The sequence below is a fragment of the Ascidiaceihabitans sp. genome (genome assembly GCF_039986515.1).
In the GTDB taxonomy this organism is placed as follows: Bacteria; Pseudomonadota; Alphaproteobacteria; order Rhodobacterales; family Rhodobacteraceae; genus Ascidiaceihabitans.
On the sequence record NZ_JBDWQO010000015.1, the window covers coordinates 41,070 to 59,743 of the forward strand.

The 18,674-nt window shown below is 56.5% G+C and carries 20 protein-coding genes and 1 pseudogene; 4 read left to right on the forward strand and 17 right to left on the reverse strand.

The features are described 5' to 3' along the window. Positions 1-6: 6 nt before the first annotated feature. From fmt to def (ABJL60_RS14780), 4 genes are all read right to left on the reverse strand, one after another. Positions 7-912, reverse strand: coding sequence for a methionyl-tRNA formyltransferase (gene fmt, locus ABJL60_RS14765; RefSeq protein ID WP_348374432.1), 906 nt, complete (start codon positions 910-912; stop codon positions 7-9). Between the two features lie 94 nt (positions 913-1,006). Then, positions 1,007-1,498 (reverse strand): peptide deformylase, encoded by a 492-nt coding sequence (def, locus tag ABJL60_RS14770; RefSeq protein ID WP_348374433.1) that lies wholly within the window; start codon positions 1,496-1,498, stop codon positions 1,007-1,009. Further along, positions 1,495-1,995, reverse strand: a complete 501-nt coding sequence (gene def / locus ABJL60_RS14775; RefSeq protein ID WP_348374434.1) for a peptide deformylase — start codon at positions 1,993-1,995, stop codon at positions 1,495-1,497. Before def (ABJL60_RS14775) ends, def (ABJL60_RS14770) begins: the two co-directional genes overlap by 4 nt. After that, entirely contained in the window at positions 1,992-2,510 is a 519-nt protein-coding gene (gene def / locus ABJL60_RS14780) for a peptide deformylase (RefSeq protein ID WP_348286781.1), read from the reverse strand. The genes def (ABJL60_RS14775) and def (ABJL60_RS14780) overlap by 4 nt, the downstream gene beginning before the upstream one ends. 101 nt (positions 2,511-2,611) lie before the next feature. Here def (ABJL60_RS14780) and ABJL60_RS14785 point away from each other — a divergent pair, with 101 nt between their 5' ends. Then, complete coding sequence (locus ABJL60_RS14785; protein WP_348374435.1) at positions 2,612-3,781, forward strand: MalY/PatB family protein; 1,170 nt, start codon at positions 2,612-2,614, stop codon at positions 3,779-3,781. Positions 3,782-3,824: 43 nt separating this feature from the next. On the opposite strand, the gene ABJL60_RS14790 is transcribed toward ABJL60_RS14785, so the two are convergent. The 4 genes from ABJL60_RS14790 to ABJL60_RS14805 form a co-directional block, all read right to left on the reverse strand. Beyond that, positions 3,825-5,207, reverse strand: a complete 1,383-nt coding sequence (locus ABJL60_RS14790) for an MATE family efflux transporter (protein ID WP_348374436.1) — start codon at positions 5,205-5,207, stop codon at positions 3,825-3,827. Between the two features lie 187 nt (positions 5,208-5,394). Beyond that, positions 5,395-6,780, reverse strand: coding sequence for a PepSY domain-containing protein (locus ABJL60_RS14795; protein ID WP_348374644.1), 1,386 nt, complete (start codon positions 6,778-6,780; stop codon positions 5,395-5,397). A 60-nt stretch (positions 6,781-6,840) separates the two neighbouring features. After that, positions 6,841-7,251, reverse strand: a complete 411-nt coding sequence (locus tag ABJL60_RS14800; RefSeq protein ID WP_348374437.1) for a hypothetical protein — start codon at positions 7,249-7,251, stop codon at positions 6,841-6,843. A 68-nt stretch (positions 7,252-7,319) separates the two neighbouring features. Next, a complete protein-coding gene (locus ABJL60_RS14805; RefSeq protein WP_348374438.1) occupies positions 7,320-7,676 on the reverse strand; it encodes a hypothetical protein in 357 nt (118 codons plus the stop codon). Between the two features lie 194 nt (positions 7,677-7,870). Between ABJL60_RS14805 and ABJL60_RS14810 the strand changes: the two genes are divergently transcribed. Continuing rightward, positions 7,871-8,848 (forward strand): glutathione S-transferase family protein, encoded by a 978-nt coding sequence (locus tag ABJL60_RS14810; protein ID WP_348374439.1) that lies wholly within the window; start codon positions 7,871-7,873, stop codon positions 8,846-8,848. 30 nt (positions 8,849-8,878) lie between these two features. On the opposite strand, the gene ABJL60_RS14815 is transcribed toward ABJL60_RS14810, so the two are convergent. The 7 genes and pseudogenes from ABJL60_RS14815 to ABJL60_RS14845 form a co-directional block, all read right to left on the reverse strand. Further along, positions 8,879-9,370 carry a DUF3299 domain-containing protein gene (locus ABJL60_RS14815; RefSeq protein WP_108830239.1) on the reverse strand — a complete coding sequence of 164 codons (492 nt, stop codon included), beginning with the start codon at positions 9,368-9,370 and terminating at the stop codon, positions 8,879-8,881. A 5-nt stretch (positions 9,371-9,375) separates the two neighbouring features. Next, a complete protein-coding gene (locus ABJL60_RS14820) occupies positions 9,376-9,882 on the reverse strand; it encodes a DUF3299 domain-containing protein (protein ID WP_348374440.1) in 507 nt (168 codons plus the stop codon). A gap of 15 nt (positions 9,883-9,897) precedes the next feature. Continuing rightward, complete coding sequence (locus ABJL60_RS14825; protein WP_348286795.1) at positions 9,898-11,148, reverse strand: ABC transporter permease; 1,251 nt, start codon at positions 11,146-11,148, stop codon at positions 9,898-9,900. Further along, on the reverse strand, positions 11,145-11,846 hold the full coding sequence (locus tag ABJL60_RS14830; protein ID WP_348374441.1) for an ABC transporter ATP-binding protein: 702 nt from the start codon (positions 11,844-11,846) through the stop codon (positions 11,145-11,147). The genes ABJL60_RS14825 and ABJL60_RS14830 overlap by 4 nt, the downstream gene beginning before the upstream one ends. Positions 11,847-11,860: 14 nt before the next feature. Further along, complete coding sequence (locus tag ABJL60_RS14835; RefSeq protein ID WP_348289979.1) at positions 11,861-12,568, reverse strand: DUF2796 domain-containing protein; 708 nt, start codon at positions 12,566-12,568, stop codon at positions 11,861-11,863. Positions 12,569-12,599: 31 nt separating this feature from the next. Then, positions 12,600-12,986, reverse strand: a complete 387-nt coding sequence (locus tag ABJL60_RS14840) for a Fur family transcriptional regulator (protein ID WP_348374442.1) — start codon at positions 12,984-12,986, stop codon at positions 12,600-12,602. Positions 12,987-13,095: 109 nt separating this feature from the next. Continuing rightward, positions 13,096-14,079, reverse strand: a pseudogene (locus ABJL60_RS14845) (NAD(P)-dependent oxidoreductase); the annotation flags it as partial. A 43-nt stretch (positions 14,080-14,122) separates the two neighbouring features. On the opposite strand from ABJL60_RS14845, the gene ABJL60_RS14850 reads away from it, so the two are divergent. Further along, a complete protein-coding gene (locus ABJL60_RS14850) occupies positions 14,123-15,298 on the forward strand; it encodes a reductive dehalogenase (protein ID WP_348374443.1) in 1,176 nt (391 codons plus the stop codon). Between the two features lie 74 nt (positions 15,299-15,372). Here ABJL60_RS14850 and ugpC read toward each other — a convergent pair whose 3' ends face one another. Both ugpC and ABJL60_RS14860 read right to left on the reverse strand, forming a co-directional pair. Further along, complete coding sequence (gene ugpC / locus ABJL60_RS14855; RefSeq protein WP_348289985.1) at positions 15,373-16,425, reverse strand: sn-glycerol-3-phosphate ABC transporter ATP-binding protein UgpC; 1,053 nt, start codon at positions 16,423-16,425, stop codon at positions 15,373-15,375. A gap of 1 nt (position 16,426) precedes the next feature. After that, entirely contained in the window at positions 16,427-17,215 is a 789-nt protein-coding gene (locus tag ABJL60_RS14860) for an IclR family transcriptional regulator (protein WP_348374444.1), read from the reverse strand. Positions 17,216-17,397: 182 nt separating this feature from the next. On the opposite strand from ABJL60_RS14860, the gene ABJL60_RS14865 reads away from it, so the two are divergent. Continuing rightward, positions 17,398-18,666 (forward strand): ABC transporter substrate-binding protein, encoded by a 1,269-nt coding sequence (locus ABJL60_RS14865; RefSeq protein WP_348374445.1) that lies wholly within the window; start codon positions 17,398-17,400, stop codon positions 18,664-18,666. The last annotated feature ends 8 nt before the right edge of the window (positions 18,667-18,674 follow it).

The window sequence follows — 18,674 nt, forward strand, 5'->3', positions numbered from 1 at the left end:
CTCTCCTTACAATTGCGTGCCTGCGGGCATCGATACACCGCGCAAGAACACCTCTACATCCTGCGCCGCTTTGCCCGCCCGTTGCAAGCGGGTCAATCGCACGGCTCCATCAGCACAGGCCACCGTCAGCGCATCGTCGATCACCTGCCCTGCCATGCCCGTGCCATCCACGCAGATTGATCCCAAAACCTTCACGCGTGTGCCTTCAAAGTCAAACCAGGCCCCTGGAAACGGGGATAAGCCGCGGATCAAACGATCCACATTTCGCGCAGGCTGTGCCCAATCAATCGCCGCTTCGCTTTTGTCGATTTTGGCAGCATAGGTGACGCCATCTTCGGGTTGGATTTCGGGCGGCAGTCCCGGCAAATCAGCCAACACATCCACAATCGCAGACGCCCCCATTTCGCTAAGGCGATCATGCAGGTCAGCTGTGGTCTCAGCCTCCGAGATCGGCGTTGAACGGCGCAGCAACACCGGACCAGTGTCCAATCCAGCCTCCATCTGCATGATGCAGACACCCGTTTGCGTATCTCCCGACATGATGGCGCGGTGAATGGGGGCAGCGCCCCGCCATCGCGGCAAAAGGCTTGCGTGAATATTCACGCAACCATGCGCAGGCGCATCCAGTATCGTTTGCGGCAAAATCAAACCGTAGGCAACAACGACAGCGACATCCGCTTGCAACGCTGAAAACTCGGCCAATGCGTCGGGGGTGCGTACCGAAACCGGATGGCGCACAGGCAATCCTAGCGCGTCTGCGCGGGCGTGTACCGGCGTCAAACGGTCCTTCTTGCCACGACCGGCAGGACGGGGGGGCTGACAATAAACGCAGACAACCTCGTGCCCAGCCGCCAGAACAGCGTCCAGCACCGGAACGGAAAATTCAGGCGTTCCCATAAAAACCACACGCATGACGACCCTTCTTTCTTTTCGCTAAAAATATCCCGGGGGAGACCCGTAAGGGGCGGGGGCAGCGCCCCAACTAAGCCCTCCAGACACCAAAACCCTAGCTTTTACGTGCCTTGCGCAACAGCATATCGCGTTTCACACGACCCAGATTGTCAAAATACATGCGACCCTGCAAATGGTCGATTTGATGTTGGACGGACGTGGCTTCCAAACCGTCAAAGTCACGGCGGGTGATGATACCAGCCTCATTCATATAGCGCACGACCACAGTTTTCGGGCGCTTCACCTTTGCAGAGACACCGGGTAAATTGGGACTGGCTTCATCGTGTGTGTTCATCTCTTCGGATGCATCCAGAACACTGGGGTTGGCCATCAAAATGCGGCGGTCGCGGCGGTCCGACGCATCGACAACGGCCAATTGCAACATCACACCGATTTGTGGCGCGGCCAATCCGACACCGGGCATGGCATCCATCGTATCGACCATATCTTGCCATATGGCGCGAATATCATCGGTTATTTCACTGACTTCGGCGGCAGCTGTGCGCAGGCGCTTGTCGGGCCAAGGCAGGCAAAGACGAACAGTCATTGCTGCGCCTCATATTCCGCCTCAAGTGCTGCTCGGGTCGCGGCATCCAGATGATCAAAAGTGACGATACCGTCCAGGTGATCCAGTTCGTGTTGGGCACAGGCCGCGGCAAACCCGTCAAAGGACTGCACGTACCGCGCACCTTCCAGCGAAGACCACACCATTTGCACTTGCGCAGGGCGGTTCACGGATGTGCTGACGCCGGGAATAGACAGACAGCCTTCGTCATTTGACACGCGATCTTCCCCAACCTCTTGTAGCATCGGGTTGATGCAAATCAGGGGATCGGATTTGCCCTCTTTCCAACCGACGTCCATTACAAACAGACGCACCATCGCCCCGACCTGAGGGGCAGCCAGACCACGGCCCGGGGCCGCGTACATCGTCTCAAGCATGTCTGCGGCCAACGCGCGGATGTCGTCAGTCACCTCATCTATAGGTACACATGTTTCGGTTAGGCGCGGATCAGGCCACTTCAAAATAGGCAGAACACTCATCCGCGCGCCAATTCGCGCTTCATCTTCACCATTTTGCGGGTGATCATCTGGCGTTTCAAAGGCTTGAGGTGGTCAATGAACAGCTTGCCGTTCAGATGGTCAATTTCATGTTGCACACATGTGGCCCACAAACCGTTCATGTCTTCGGTCTGCTCATGGCCGTCGCGATCGATCCATTTGACGGTGACTTCGGCAGGCCGTGTCACATCTGCGAACTGTTCGGGCATGGACAAACAACCCTCTTCGTAGACGCTCAGATCATCAGAAGACGCCACGACCTCGGGGTTGAACATGATCAGCGGGCGCGGTGTTTCGCCTTCGGCTTTCACGCAATCCAGCACCACCAGACGCTGCAGCACACCGACCTGCGGCGCCGCAAGGCCAACGCCCGGGGCATCGTACATGGTTTCCAGCATATCATCAGCCAAAGCCCGCAGATCGTCCGTCAGATCGGGAACGGCGGCACAGGCTTTTTTCAAACGCGGATCGGGGTGCAAAAGAATAGGACGTTTCATAGGCTCAGATGTAGGACAAAGCGAAAGCCGCCGCAACGCCCCCTTGCACGCAGATCAGATCAGAGTAGCTTGGGCCAAACCTGTAAAATCCGGAGACCCCCATGAGCTTTGACGACATTATCGAACGACGCGGCAGCCACTGTGTCAAATGGGACAAAATGGAAGAGCTGTATGGCGTACCCACCGACACCGGGTTGGCCATGTGGGTCGCGGACATGGACTTTAAACCCCCGCAATGCGTGCTCGATAGTGTAACGGCCCAAGTCGATCATGGCGTGATGGGCTACTTTGGCGACGACAGTAAATACAAGGCGGCCATCAACTGGTGGATGGAAACACGCCACGGCTGGTCCGTGGACCCTGCATGGATCTTCACCACACACGGGTTGGTGAACGGCACCGCCATGTGCGTTGACGCCTTCACAGCCCCCGGCGACGGGGTTGTGCTGTTCACGCCTGTTTATCACGCCTTTGCCAAAGTCATCAAAGCGGCGGGGCGCCACGTGGTTGAATGCGAACTGGCCAACACAGATGGTGTCTACACGATGGATTTTGACGCCTATGATGCGCAAATGACAGGTGCTGAAAAGATGGTGATCCTGTGTTCACCACATAATCCCGGCGGGCGTGTCTGGACCAAAGCAGAGCTGCAAGAGGTTGCCGATTTCGCCAAACGCCATGATTTGGTGCTTGTATCGGACGAAATCCACCACGATCTGGTGTTTCCGGGAAACACACACGTTCCGATGGCCAAAATTGAAGGCATCACCGATCGGTTGGTGATGATGACAGCCACCACCAAGACCTTCAACATTGCAGGTTCCCATTCGGGAAATGTGATTATCGAAGATCCTGACTTGCGGGCGCGGTTTGCAGGGCGCATGGCGGCTTTGGGTTTGTCTGCGAACTCTTTCGGTCTGTTCATGGCGACCGCTGCCTATTCCCCTGCCGGCGCCGCGTGGGTGGACGAGTTGATCGAATACCTCGATGGCAACCGCAAGCTGTTTGATGCGGGCGTCAATGCGATTCCGGGGCTGGCGTCGATGAACTTGGAGGCCACCTATTTGTCGTGGGTTGATTTCGACGGCACAGGCATGTCGCGCGAAGATTTCACCAACCGTGTGCAAAAAGATGCTGAAATCGCAGTCAACCATGGGCCGACGTTTGGCACAGGCGGCGACACCTTCTTGCGCTTCAACATCGCCACCCCCCGTGCACGCGTCCAAGAGGCCGTTGACCGCCTTGCACGCGCGTTTGGGGATTTGCAGTAAATCTACGCTTTGACAGCGGGGTGCGCGGAATTGCGCCTTAGGCTCAGGACCCATTAATCCTGAGCCTTAGCTGCCAAAGCACCAGAATACAGGTCGCCAGAACCAATCCTTCGGCGACCGCCCCCGCATACCAAATGCCCCATTCCCCCATCACAAAGGGCAAGGCAAAGGTCAGCGGGATTGCAAACACATAAGTCCGCGACAGCCCCAGAATAGCGGCACGGGCCGCATCACCGATGGCTTGGAAATAGGTGGCAATCATCATCAACGGCCCGAACAGGATCAGGGTCAGCGTTGCAACAGGAATGATACGCGCCAATTCCAGTTGAATGCCGGTGTCATCGACAAATATGCCCCCCAAAGACGGAGCCAGCAGCAAGAACAGGCCCTGCATCGTGGCGCAGTAAATGAAGGCCGCCACAAGGGCGATCCGAACAGCTTGGCCGACGCGGTCCATCGCCCCGGCCCCGTAATTGTTGCCCACAATGGTCTGAAAGGCCAAGGACAAGCCAAGCAACGGCAAGAACGTGAACGTCATCAAACGTGTCAAAATCCCAAAGGCTCCGCTGGTCGTCTCGAACATATCCGCGGCCCAAATTTGCAACGAAAACAACGTCACCCCCGCAGACAAGGACAGCCCCACATATCCAAGGCTGGACGGTGCGCCCAAAGCCAGCATTTCAACCCAATAACGCGCTTGCGCACGCAACAGGCGCAACGGCACAGCGCGGGGATTGCGACGACGGTACAGCAAAATAACGCCAGCGGCCAAAAGCTGCGACAGCAACGTGCCATAGGCCGATCCGGCGACCCCCATGTCAAAGGGCACGATGAACAGCCAATCAAAGAAGATGTTCATCAAAGCTGACGCCATCGTCACCGCGGCCATGAACGGCAACAGCCCTTCGGCGCGCACCGCATCAAGGTTGACGGCATAGACAAACGTCAACGGGGCACCAAAAATCATGATGGCAATGTAGAGATGCCCCAAGGTGGCCAAACCGGCATCCCCCGCAGCAACCTGCAAGGCCAAAGACCAGCCAAACACCACGAACCCTACAATCAGGATGCCCGAGATTAGCACCGAAAGCTGCAAAGCCGACGCAAACACATCTGTTGCGGCTTGCTGTTCATTTGCGCCCAGATACCGCGCATAAACGGATGAAAACCCGTTGCCGACAAGCGTCGAAAGGGCGACGATCATCATATAAAGCGGAAACATCAACGTGACAGCGATCACCGCGTCAGCCCCCACATAGACCCCCAGAAAATAGGCATCCACGATGGTAAATAGTCCGTTGACCACCATCACAAGCATGATAGGCGCCGCCGTTTTTAGAAACAAAGCGCCAAGGCTGCCTTGCAGGTAAATGTTGTCGGTTTGGGTTTGGGACGCGACCACGCCCTTTGAATCAGTGTGAGACATCTAAAGCCTTCTTTCAGCTGTTTGATGCGGAAATTGTGCAGGGGCTCGCATTGCCGACAGACCGCAAATGGCTGAAAGCGGATTTATCTATCTGAACTTCACCATGGCAAATCACCAGCGAGCGGCAGGGGTTCAGACCCTTGGCATGGTGGTATGGGCTGACCGAAGAACGGTCAACCCACATTCTTTAACTAAAGGCGCGTTTCAGCGCGGGTATCTTTGAAAGCACCAACAGGTCCAGAACCAAAACCGTGATCAGGGTCAACCCCGCCAAGGGAAAGGCCAATGAAACCACAAGGCCGACCAGAACCGCGCCCTGCCAAAACGGCATATGGGCGGGCATGGAGGGTGCCGCCAAACGCCCTGCTCCGGACGGTCTTCGCATCCACCACATGATGATGCCGCTGACGCAAAGGAACAAAACTGAAAGGCAAATCAACGTGTTGGCCAAAACACTCCATAGACCCAATGTCCCCATGTGCAACGCGATGCCCACGGCCATGGCTTTGCCCGCCCATGAATAATCAGCAAAATGGACATCGGCCAATATCTTGCCTGTATACTGATCGATGTGGGTTGTGCGGTCCGCCATCGGGTTGGTTGTATCGTTGCTCATGCTGTCACGGCTTAAGGTCCACACACCTGCATCGCCCGATGGAAGGTTCAGCTGGTATCGCCCATCGAACCCTATGGTGCGGGCCAGTGCGTCGATGCTGTCGATGTCAGCCGTCACGCCCGCCTTCAAACCTGTGACGCCTGCGTCACTGCCCGAAGCGGGCATTGGCGTTTGTTCCAACGCCCATGGCACCTCTTTGGGGCCATGGTTCATGCTGGCGTGGGTGTCATCGGACAAGGGCACGTTGTCCCATTTTTCGGCCGGGAATTGCGACCAGGCCTGCATCATTTTGCCCCCCCAGATGCCGGCCCAAGCCAGACCGGAAATCAGGAAAAACACCAAGAAAAACGACAACCAAATCCCCAGAACCCCGTGCAATGACTTCCACAGCGAACGGCCCCGTTTGAAGCTTGGCACAAGGGCTGCACGCATGCCGCCTTTGCGGGGCCACCACATGTAAAGGCCCGTGGCAATCAGGACCATGCCCAAGGACGCCGCGATCTCTAGCATGCGGTCGCCTGTGACACCCAGCATGATGTTGCTGTGCAAATTGTTTGCAAAATCATACCAGCCAGAGCGACGGGGGTATTCGGCGATAACTGCGGCTGTGTACGGATCCACCGCAACCATTGTGGCCGTGCCATCCGCATCGACGCGAAACACGGCAGCGCGGTCTTCGGCGCGGGGGGCCACATATTGCTTCAGCACTCCATTCGGGATGGCAGCCACGGCAGCATCCGCTTGCACCGACACCGCCAAAGCCGCGTCCTGAGGCACGACAGGCATGCGTTCACCGTCCCTTCCGTCCAGAAAGGCGATCCACAACATTGCCATGCCGGTGACAGCCAACATCATGAAAAACGGTATAACGTAAAGGCCCGCATAAAAATGCCACCGCCATGCGGCACGGTAAAACGGGTTGGATTTTGACGCGGCATCACTGGACGCAGGCGTCATCGAAAGGTCGATTGAGACCATGGGATATATCCTCTGACAGAATTGAAAAATTTGAACGATTCAGAGGGTCTGTGGGGGGCCGCGCGCAGGGTTGGGTTGCACAAGCGCAAAGCGCACCGGCACATGCGGGGCTTCCAAATTTGGAACAAACGCAGTGAGCCGTGCAGGCGTTGCCAGCGGGGCATGCAAAGGTACATCGGCAGCGATCACCTGAGCCGACCAATCACAGGCGGCGTGTTGTGCTTCTATGGGGTCGCCATTTTCATCCAAAGTCATGGTGACCGGACCATCCCCGGTACATAAAACGACTGTAAATCCACCGTATTGCGCTTGTGGCATTGTTCCGGGCGCAAGGCTGGCTGCCGCCAGAAAACACGCACAGAAAACCCATACCGCACAAACACGGACGTACCGGGCCGCGCCGGACATTGCCGGTTGGAAGGCAAATTTATGTTGTGTGCGCACAGTCATTTCGGCACAGGTTTATAAAGGGGCCGCACAAATTGCGAGAGCTACTTCTACCCCTGCGCCAAATTGCGCTAGCTGCCGTTTGCCAACAAGGCCACGGGTGCGTCTTTCGCCTTTACGAAATCAAGGGCCGGAGCATCCGAGACTGCGGTCAAACGTTTGAATTCAAAAGACACTTCGCCCGCATCTTCTTCGCTGGCAATCACCAGACACTGGAACAAGTGACGTGTACCGTCGTATAAATCGACATGGCCGCGCACCTGCGATGGCGCGGACGCCGCATCCATGGAAAAGCCCGTCTTCCACATGCGCAAAACACGGTAAATCTGCCCGTCTACGTCAATCCGCAACCGTGATCCTTTGGCCAGACGCGCCAGGCGTGCACGGTCCAAACCCGCTTGAACTTCTTTTGGAACATACGTCGACATCGCGAGCCTCTCCTCAAGGTCATCCCACCCGAAACTGAACATGGAACAATCTATAGCAGCTTCAAATTAATTTTTTACGACGCATCGCAGCATGTTGCAGATTTGTGCATTTGCGCAGGGCGGCTGCGCGGGTTCTGCACTGGTGCACATCATCTTTCATGCCTAACTTTCCTTTACAAACAAGGAGAAGTCACATGGGCCTTTTGGTTGACGGCGTCTGGCACGACCAGTGGTACGACACAAAATCCTCTGGCGGAAAATTCGAACGCGCGGCTGCAAAGTTTCGCAATTGGGTGACCCCTGACGGGTCAAAAGGTCCAACCGGCGTTTCGGGATTCGCTGCCGAATCGGGGCGTTACCACCTGTACGTGAGCTACGCCTGCCCGTGGGCACATCGCGCGTTGATCTTTCGCCAAATCAAAGGCCTATCCGACCATATTTCTGTCTCTGCCGTACATCCTGACATGCTGGGCGACGGCTGGACGTTCCAAAAGGACGACCATGGCGCGACAGGCGATACTTTGTTTGGCCTGCCGTTTGCCCGCGACATCTACACCAAGGCGGACCCTGCCTTTTCAGGCCGCGTGACAGTGCCAATACTATGGGACACGCATCAAAACACGATTGTGTCCAACGAATCCTCTGAAATCATCCGCATGTTCAACAGCGCCTTTGACGCCATCACCGGTAACACAGACGACTTTTGGCCCGAAACCCAGCGGGACGCGATTGAAACCGTAAACATCCGGATTTACGACACCTTCAATAATGGCGTTTACCGATGCGGGTTCGCGACAACCCAAGACGCCTACGACGAAGCCATCATACCTTTGTTCGACACGCTTGATTGGTTGGAAGACCGCTTGGCCCGGAACCGGTATCTGATGGGCGATGTCCTAACCGAAGCCGATTGGCGGCTTTTCACAACGCTTGTGCGCTTTGATCCGGTGTATCATTTGCACTTCAAATGTAATCGCAAACGCATCGTGGATTATCCCAACCTTTGGGCCTACACACGCGAGTTGTACCAACATCCCGGCGTGGCAGGCACCGTGAACATGGACCATATCGTGCGCCATTATCACTACAGCCATGATTCCATTAACCCGAACCGGATCATTCCAACGAACCCTGTTCTTGACTTCATGGCCCCGCACGGGCGCGGTGGATGAGGCAGATAAGGCGCGGGTAATCAGACCGCGTTAAAAGGGTTCGATGTGGTCTGCTGACAAAGCATAGGCGATGTCCGCCAACTGCGTGGATGTAGAGGCCGTTCCGAACATGCCGATGACGTTCACAGCCTCGAACAGGCCGGACCCTTCGTAGGGCGTTTGGGTCGTGACAAAAACCAACTGGTTTGCGGGGGGCGGTGGCACATGCACGCATGCCCCGACAAACGGGACCAGAATGAACGCGGTCACCCCTGTGCCGGAATAGTCGATTGGCACCACGAACCCCGGCAGCCGCACAATTTCACCGTTCCAATCGGTGCGAACCCCATGCGACACTGGCTGTTGACGAGACATGTCGGGGCCATCGTGCTGGATCAGGTCCTGAATTACGGGGGGCAGCGCAGGCTGGCCCTCCGGCACCAGATCTGTCCATTCCAAGTCAATGTATTCACTGCCAAACGCCACGGATGGCGTAATGGACAGCGCCCCAAGGGCGGCCAGAACGGCGCGGCGGTCAGGCATCGTCATCACCAGACGTAGACTTCCATCGCTTCAGCCGTCAGCGCGTATCCGATGTCAGCCACCGATGTAGATTGCATTTCATGACGCATTCGGCCCGTCACCCACACAGGATCCCACAGCTTGTCGCTGGGCCAAGGTTTTTTGCTATCGACAAAAACCAGCTGATTGGCCGGCGGCGGCGGTGTGTGGATGCAAGCCCCGACATAAGGCACCAAGATAAAGCTGGTGACCCCTTTGGTCGACACGTCAATGGGCAGGATATAGCCGGGCATCTTTATGTAGGCCCCGTGCAAATCCTTGTTCAGCTTGGATGCATTTTCGTCGAATTCGGGCAACCAGGTATCATTCAGGGCGTCAATTTCCCCCTGACCGATGATTTCGCCATATGGGACACCAGCGGGAATCAAATCTTCCCAACCGATGATCTTTGGCGATGCTGCAAGCGCATGCTGCGGCAAAGCACCAAAAGCCGCGGCCACCGAGATCAGAGTGCGGCGCGATAAATGTGCCATATCAACCCTCTTTTGCTAAATCCTGACCATCATACCATCAGCCAGCGACATACGATAGGCTCGCAGGGCTGGCACGATGCTCACAATTACGCCAGCACCGACAACGCAGGCCAGCACCCAAAGCTCGCGCAAGGATGGCGGATCAATGGGCAGCCACAAGCCAAAGGCGGCGTCCATTAAAGGTTGTGCCACAAACAGCGCAATATAAAGCACCCCTAATCCCAATGCGGCCCCGAACGCCGCCATCATTGCGGCCTCGACAATCAACAATCCCAACACCACGCGGGGGCGCGCCCCCATTGCACGAAATATTGCCATTTCGCGGCGACGTTCGTTGAGACTTGAAAAGATCGTGGCCATCATCCCGATCAGGGCCGTCACCACCACCATACCCGACACAGCAATCAACGCCGTTTCTGCAATTCCTACGATTTGCCACAGCTCTTGCAGGGCCACGCCGGGCAGGATCGCCAGCAGTGGTTCCTGCGGGTATTCGTTGATGGCGCGTTGCAAAGCAAAGACCTTAAGGCGGCTTTTGACCCCCACGAGGGCTGCGGTTACGGCTTTGGGTTCCAGCTTCATCTGACGGATTGTGTCGGGCGATGTTGATTGCCCGGGGATGGCCGCCCCGCTTTGCCAATCCACATGAATCGCTTCGATCGCTTCCAGACTGACAATGACAGTGCGGTCCACAGGCGTGCCGGTCTTTGCCAGAATGCCAGAGACACGGAAGGGCTGATTGTCGTGTTCCACAAACGACGCAAGCCCATGGGCCACAACAATCGGGGATCCGACACTGTATCCCAGCGTGGCTGCCACATCCGCCCCGATGACCGTATCAAACACGTCATCCATCAAAGCGCCATCCGCCACGGCCAGCGATTGTCCCGACCGGTATTTATAGCGCTCAAAAAACGCACGGGTTGTGCCCATAACCCGAAATTGACGGTGACTGTCGCCCAGCGAAATGGGCACGATCCAATCGACCTCGGGGCGCGATGCGATATCTTGATAGCTGTCCCACGTGACATTGTTCGTGGCGTTGCCGATGCGGAAAACAGAATACAGCAACAACTGAACAGACCCCGACCGTGCGCCTACAATCAGGTCTGTCCCCGAAATTGTATCTGCAAAACTGGCCTTGGCGCCGGTGCGCACTTTTTCAACACCCAAAAACAATGCAACAGACAAAGCAATGGCAAGGATCGTCATGCCCACAGTCAGGGCACGGGCCATCAGCGACCCGAAGGCAAGGCGTAGCATCATAATGCGCCCTCCCCGATCCGGGTGATGTCCGACATATGCACAACGCGGTCGAAATGCGGTGCAAGGCGGGCATCATGGCTGACCATCAAAAGCGTCCCGCCCGAGGTCTGGACCTGCGCAAACAGCAAATCCAGAAACGTGGTCTGCGTTGCGGCGTCCAGTGCAGACGTCGGTTCATCTGCAACAATCAAAGGGGGGGCACCGATCAAGGCCCGCGCCGCTGCGACGCGCTGTTGCTGACCGACACTTAGCATCCCTGCATGCGCCGCGATGGCATCTGCGGGTAACCCAAGGCTTGAACACAGCTGCGACGCGGTTTCCCGAGGCACCCGCGCACGGGCACGCCGCAAAGGCGCAAACCGCAAGGGCAGCAGGACATTATCAAGAACACGGGCATAGGGCAGCAGATTAAACTGTTGGAAAATCAGCCCGATATGTTCGGCCCGAAACTGGTCGCGTTGGCCCGCAGACATGGATGCAATATCTGTTCCTGCAACTGTGACCGTTCCTGCATCCGCCGTGATTGTTCCGCAAATCAAAGACAAAAGCGTCGATTTACCGGACCCGCTTTCCCCCAACAACAAAACGCTTTCGGAGGCAGCTAGCGTAAAGTCGGGAATATCCAAAGCAAAAGACGCCCGCCCCGGCCAAGCGTAGCGGACATCCTTTAACGACAGTATGGCAGGCCCCGACCCCATTGTGCGGTTCAGGCTCAGAACATGTCGCGCAGATCAAGGGTTGGCGCGTCACGCAACACTTCAAAAGCAGTCGCGCCTTTGTCCGTGATCACCTGAACCTCCAGTTCCAACGCATTGGGGAACGTGTCGAAATACGCGAATTCAATCAGGGTCGCTTGGTCAGGGGCCGCGCACTCCAACATATATTCTGCGTGAAACTCTGTGTGGCCTGCGTCTTCGGCATGTTCTTCATGATCATCGTGGCCTTCATGCTTTTCGCCATCTGCATGATCGTCGTGGCCATCATGATCATGTCCCTCGTCATGCGCGTGGTCTTCATCTTTGTGACCGTCCTCGGCGTGCTCTTCATGATCGTCGTGATCGCTGTGATCGTCGTGTTCTGCATGATCATCATGATCTTCTTCGCTTTCCAAGGACGCGCTGGCCTGCACAACGCTACAGCCCGCGGCGGCAGGCACTGCGAAAAGATCAAGAGGACGGGCAAGGCTGGCCACTGCGGCGTCTACCTTTGCGCGATCCTCGGCGCTTTGCGCGGCATATTCGAACCCGACGATGTCAGCCCCCGGCGCATGCAGTTCCATAGCGATCTGGTTTCCGTCAAATGCAATGTCCAACTGGCCCACGCCATGTTCATGGGCATCTAACTGTCGCGCATCTTCGGCGGTCGCCGCCGACGCCGCAACAAAAAGGATAAGAGCAGCAGAAGAGGAAGATTTAATCATAGCAGAAGTTCCCTGTGAAACGGGGGTGGGGTTATGCCGCGCATGTTTTGCAGCGGCCGTGGATTTCAACAATGTGCCGTTTGGCCTGAAAGGCGGATTTTTCCGCAAGTGCTTTCAGGTTGGGCAAGATCGGCGCACCATCGTGTTCTTCAACGATTCCGCAGTCTTCGCAGACAGCAAGCACGGGAACAGAGGCGTTGTGATCGCACCGGCACGGCACGAACGCTTTAATCGATTCCAGCTTATGGGCGCGCCCTTGCTGGGTCAGGGCCTCAAGTGTGCGGTAGATTGTGGGGGCGGCAAGTCCGGGTTCGCTTTGCTTCATCTGGTTCAAAATGGCATATGCGGTCAAAGGCCTGTCGTGCTGCCGCAGCACATCCAGTACATCTGTTTGGCGCGTGGCCGCTTGCTTGCGCATGAAAGTGGTCCTTTGAACACGGTCGCTTTGTTACTTTATAAAATAACTTTTGCGACGCACGCAACAGTGCGCCGCAAAATGTCAGCAAAAGCGCAAAGGTTTTGTGTCCTTACCGGCGGACAACAACCTCATAACCGCGTTCTTCGGGTTCATCGTCCACAAGCTCTTGCGGAAATCCAGGCGCCGTTACACTTAGGCCCGTTGCCTCTTCCAGCCGTTCGATCATGCGGTCGGATTGTGCACGGACACCGTAGCGTTTTTGGCCATCGGTCATCATTTCAATCATCAGCGGCGACAGCTCCAACGGCACCCCATTGCGGTCGGCAATGTCCTGAAACAAACCGATGTCCTTTTGGATCAGATCCATGGTGAAATTCACATCGCGCGAGCCGGACAAAATCAACTGGCTTTCTGTTTCATGTACAAAGGACGTGCCCGACGACATGGCAATCGCTTCGTATGTCATGCCCATGTCCATGCCCGCAGCCTTCATCACGGTCAGCGCCTCGCAAACAGACAACAAGTTCATGGTGGCAAGATAGTTGGTCATGACCTTCAGGGTGGATGACACCCCGATGTCGCCAACATGCAAAATGCGCCGCCCCATGTGGGTCAGAATGGGCAAAACCTTGTCAAAGGTGTCGCGCGTGCACCCTGCATAGATCGAGATGTTGCCAGTATCCGCGCGGTGACAGCCCCCCGACACCGGACAATCCACGGCCTCGCCGCCTGCGGCGATGACCAATGCGCTCAGGCGTTTGACCTCTTCAGCGTCTGTGGTGGACATTTCCATCCAGATTTTGCCCGGCCCCACATGCGGCAACATTTCCCGCACGACGGCATCACAAGCGGCAGGCGATGGCAGGCATGTTATGACGGCATCACATTGCTGCATCACGTCAGCGGCACTGTCACCGGCCTTGGCGCCATCCGCGACCTTGCCTGCAACAAAATCCGGGTTCAGGTCGTAGACCGTCACATCCAACCCATTGCGAATAAGACTGCCTGCCAGCTTGCCGCCAACATTGCCCAGCCCGATAAATCCGATTTTCATATTGTCTCTCCCTGTTTGCGCCATGAAAGGCGAAACATTTGCGACTTGTCCATTCCGATTGCGACGGGGTAGCGTCTAAATCATGAGCTATCCAAAAAACCAAATGGGTGCGCGGGACGCAGACGCCGCCGCAGGGATCGAAGTGACAGACGGGTTCACGCGTTTCACGCAGCGTGACGATGTTTTCACGCGGGCCTTTTACGACGACACCGTGCGGTCCAAACACACCGATGCATTCTTTGCCAGCTACAGGATGGAGGCAGCCCCCCGCAAAGGCGACGGTTTCACGCAACGCGACTTTGCACTGCGCAACGCCTCATGGCTGATTTCGGATGTGATGACTGACCGACATGCCAATGAAGGGCGCCGCGAAGGGTTTCAGGCCCCGATAAGCTACGACACCCCCGTCGCAGACGACGCCATGGACATCGACGACCCCAAAGCCATGAACCATGAGATAAAGCGCGTGGCGCAGTTTTTTGGGGCAGACCTGTGCGGCGTCACCGATATGGATGACCGCTGGCTGTATGCGTCCCGCGTCGACACCCGCGATCTGTCTGAAGCACCAAATGACCTACCAGAAGGCATGACCTCGGTGATTGTCTTGGGACATGAAATGGACGCGGATCTGGTGGCAACCTACCCGTCAGCCTTGGCAGGGGCCGCAACGGGGCGCGAATACAGCCACGAGGCCGCGGTGGTGATGCAAGTGGCCGCCTACATCCGCAATCTGGGCTATGAGGCCGTGGCATCCATGAACGACACAGGGCTGGTGATCCCCTATGCGGTAAAGGCAGGATTGGGGGAATACGCGCGGAACCAACTGGTGATCACACCTGAATTCGGACCAAGATTAAGATTCTCGAAAATCTTTACCAATCTTCCGCTGGACCACGACAACCCAAAGCCCAAAGGGGTCAAAGCCTTTTGCGACATATGCACAAAATGCGCTGATGCCTGCCCGGTCAAAGCCCTACCTTTCGGGGCCCCAACAGAAGGCGGCGCAAATGTCTCCGCGATCAAGGGCGTCAAGAAATGGACGTCGGACGCGGAAAAATGTTTCGGGTTCTGGGCCAAAATGAAAACCGATTGTGCAATCTGCATGCGGGTCTGCCCGTTCAACCGCGATTTTGGCAAATGGCAGCACAAAATATGGCTGAAAATCGCATTGTCACCGGCGCGGCGCATCGCGCTTTGGCTTGACCGCAAAAGAGGCGGCCGCATCAAACCGAACACATGGTGGATGCAAAAGCCCTGATCAATCTGCGTCTTTTCCCCAAAAGCCCTAGGGCAGGCGCGAAGCGACGGGGGCAGCCCCCCCCTTCTACATCCTTACCGCAACCGGGCTTCGGTCTGCGCGTCAAACAGCATCACGCGGTGCGGCTCAAACGTGATACCAACGCTGTCGCCTTCGCGCGATCTCTCGTCGCCGCGTTCCTCTACAATCAGGCGATCGCCATTGGGCGCGCGCAAATAGGCATAAGACACGCCGCCCAGCGCTTCGGTCAATTCTACTTTCATGGTGTCGCCGGTAGGATCAATGGTGATGTGCTCGGGGCGTATGCCCGCGCAAACCTGCGCACCCGATACAGAAACGGGGGCCTGAACGGGCGCGGCAAACGCAGGATGCGTCAGCATTCCGTTTTCGACATCGCAGTCCAGAAAATTCATCGACGGAGACCCGATAAACCCAGCCACAAATTTGTTGTCGGGATTGCGGTACAGCTCCAATGGTGCCCCGACTTGTTCAATGCGCCCGGCACGCAACACAACGATCTTGTCAGCCATGGTCATGGCTTCGACCTGATCGTGGGTCACGTAGATCATGGTAGCGCCGATTTCCTGATGCAGACGGGCAATTTCAACGCGCATTTCAACACGCAGTTCCGCGTCAAGGTTGGACAATGGTTCGTCGAACAAGAACACCTCGGGGCCACGCACGATGGCACGGCCGATGGCAACGCGCTGACGTTGACCACCCGAAAGCGCTTTGGGTTTGCGTTTCAGGTAGTCTCCCAGTTTCAGAATGTCAGAAGCCTTGCCGACCTTTTCACGAACTTGCGCCTTCGGGACGCCGTTCATTTTCAGGCCGAACCCCATGTTTTCTTCAACCGTCATATGCGGGTACAAAGCATAGGTCTGGAACACCATGGCCACACCGCGTTGCGACGGATCTTCGTGGGTGACATCCCGCGTTCCGATAGACATCGACCCTTCGGTGGTTTCCTCAAGGCCCGCAATCATACGCAACAACGTGGATTTGCCGCAGCCCGACGGGCCGACAAACACACAAAACTCGCCATCCTCGATATCCAGATCAATGCCATGGATCACCTGAGTGTCGCCGTAGCGCTTGATCACATTGTTCAAAGTTACGCCAGTCATGTCATCCCGCCTTTTGTTGGTCCATGTCGGGAAAACGCCATGCGGCGGCTTCCCTTGCGATATCTTCAGACGCCGCGCGCAATTGTGGCACCCAGTTTTCCATTTCGGCCAAAGTGCGGCGCATGGTCGGGCCCGTCACAGACAACGCGCCCAGAACGCGACCGGCATTCGTCAAAATGGGCATCGCAATGCAAATGATGCCCGGTTCGTGTTCTTCACGGTCAAAGGCATAACCACGGTCGCGGATGGCATCCAATTCTTCGCGCAATGCAGTCTCTGACGTCAATGTGCTGTCGGTGAACCGGTGAAACGACTGCTGTTCGATGGCACGGGCCAAAGCGCTTTCAGTCAGATGGGCCAGCATCGCCTTACCAACACCCGTGCAATAGGCGGGTCCGACACGGCCCGCTTGTGAATACATTTCAACAGGTTGGGCCGCGTTGCGTTTGTCGACATATAGAACCTGACTGCTGTCCATCTGCGCCAGATGCACAGTTTCCCCCAAGGATGCACTCAGCAGGTCCAGATGATGCCGCGCGATGGGGGCCAGTGAACTATGCGTCCAAGCCTTATGCGCCAGCCGCACCAACCGCATGCCCAGCGCATAGGTTTGGCGGTCGGCATCATACATCAACATGCCTTGGTTGGTCAGGGTTTGCACAAACCGGTACAGCGTTGCTTTGGGATAGCAGCTGGTTTCCAGAAGTTGGCCAAAGCGCACCGGCCGATCAAAAGACGCAACCTGATCCAGCACGTCCAATGCTTTTCCGACTGTTCCGTCCCCTGACACGGCAATGACCCTCCCCGATCGTTGCAATCACCTTGGCGTCCAACCCGCCCCTATAAAAAAGGCGTCGCCAAGACGGCTGTTGACAAAGCTAGGCGATTCGATGCGTAATTCCAATTAATAAAACAAGGTTTCAATATATGGAACCAAATACACCTCAAGACTGTGGAAATAGGGAGAACTCCATGTCATTTACACTTAAAGCAACCATAGCAGCCCTCGCGGCCAGCACGATGCTGACCGGCGCTGCGCTTGCTGACGGGCATTCCAAACCATTGTCTGGCGATCTGCGCATCATCGCAGACATGTCCAACCCTGCGCCACGCGCCGTGATCGAAGGTCTGGCTGCGGAATTTGGCGAAATGCACCCCGATTTGAATGTAGAGCTGGAAGTGGTGGACCGCGAAGCCTGGAAAACCCAGATCCGCAACGCTTTGACCGCAAACGCCCCTGACGTCGTCAACTGGTACGCCGCCAACCGCATGGGGCCTTACGTCAAGGCGGGTCTCTTTGAAGACATCTCTGACATGTACGAAGACGGCAGCTTGCCCGGTTTGGACGCGGTCAAAGGTGCGATGACACTGGACGGCAAACAATGGGGCGTCCCCTATACCTACTACCAATGGGGCGTGTACTACCGCGAAGACATGTTCAAAGAGCTGGGCCTGTCCGAACCCGTCACCTTTGAAGACGAGCTGGCCAATTGCCAGAAAATCGTCGACAGCGGCAAGAAATGCTATGCCATCGGAACCAAGTTCCTGTGGACCGCAGGCGGTTGGTTTGACTACATGAACATGCGCACCAACGGCTTTGATTTCCACATGCAACTGGCCCGCGGTGAAGTCGCTTGGACAGATGACCGCGTGCGCGAAACCTTCGCCAACTGGCGCAAGATCATCGACATGGGCGGCTACATCGAAGACCACCAGTCATACAGCTGGCAAGAAGCGCTTAAGTTCATGACCGACGGCGACGCCGCGTCTTACCTGATGGGCAACTTTGCAGTGCCACACATGCGCGAAGCCGGCCTGAGCGATGATCAGATCGACTTCTACCAGTTTCCGACCATCGCAGATGTGCCACAGGGTGAAGACGCCCCAACAGACACGTTCCACATCCCGTCCAACGCCAAAAACAAAGACAACGCCCGCGCGTTCTTGCAGTTTGTCACATCCGCTGACGTGCAAACCAAGATCAACGCAGGCGACGCATTGGGTCAACTTCCTGTGAACGCAGCATCCTCTGTTGATGCAGACGAGTTCCTTGAGCAAGGGTTCGCGATGCTGTCTACCAACGCCAAAGGCGGCGTGGCGCAGTTCTTTGACCGCGATTTCCCTGCGGAAATGGCATCTGTCGGCATGGAAGGCCTGCAAGAGTTCATGGTGTTCCCCGACAATCTGGACGACATCTTGGCCCGTCTTGAGCAAGCCGCCGAGCGCATCTACAAAAAGTAAGCCTTTGG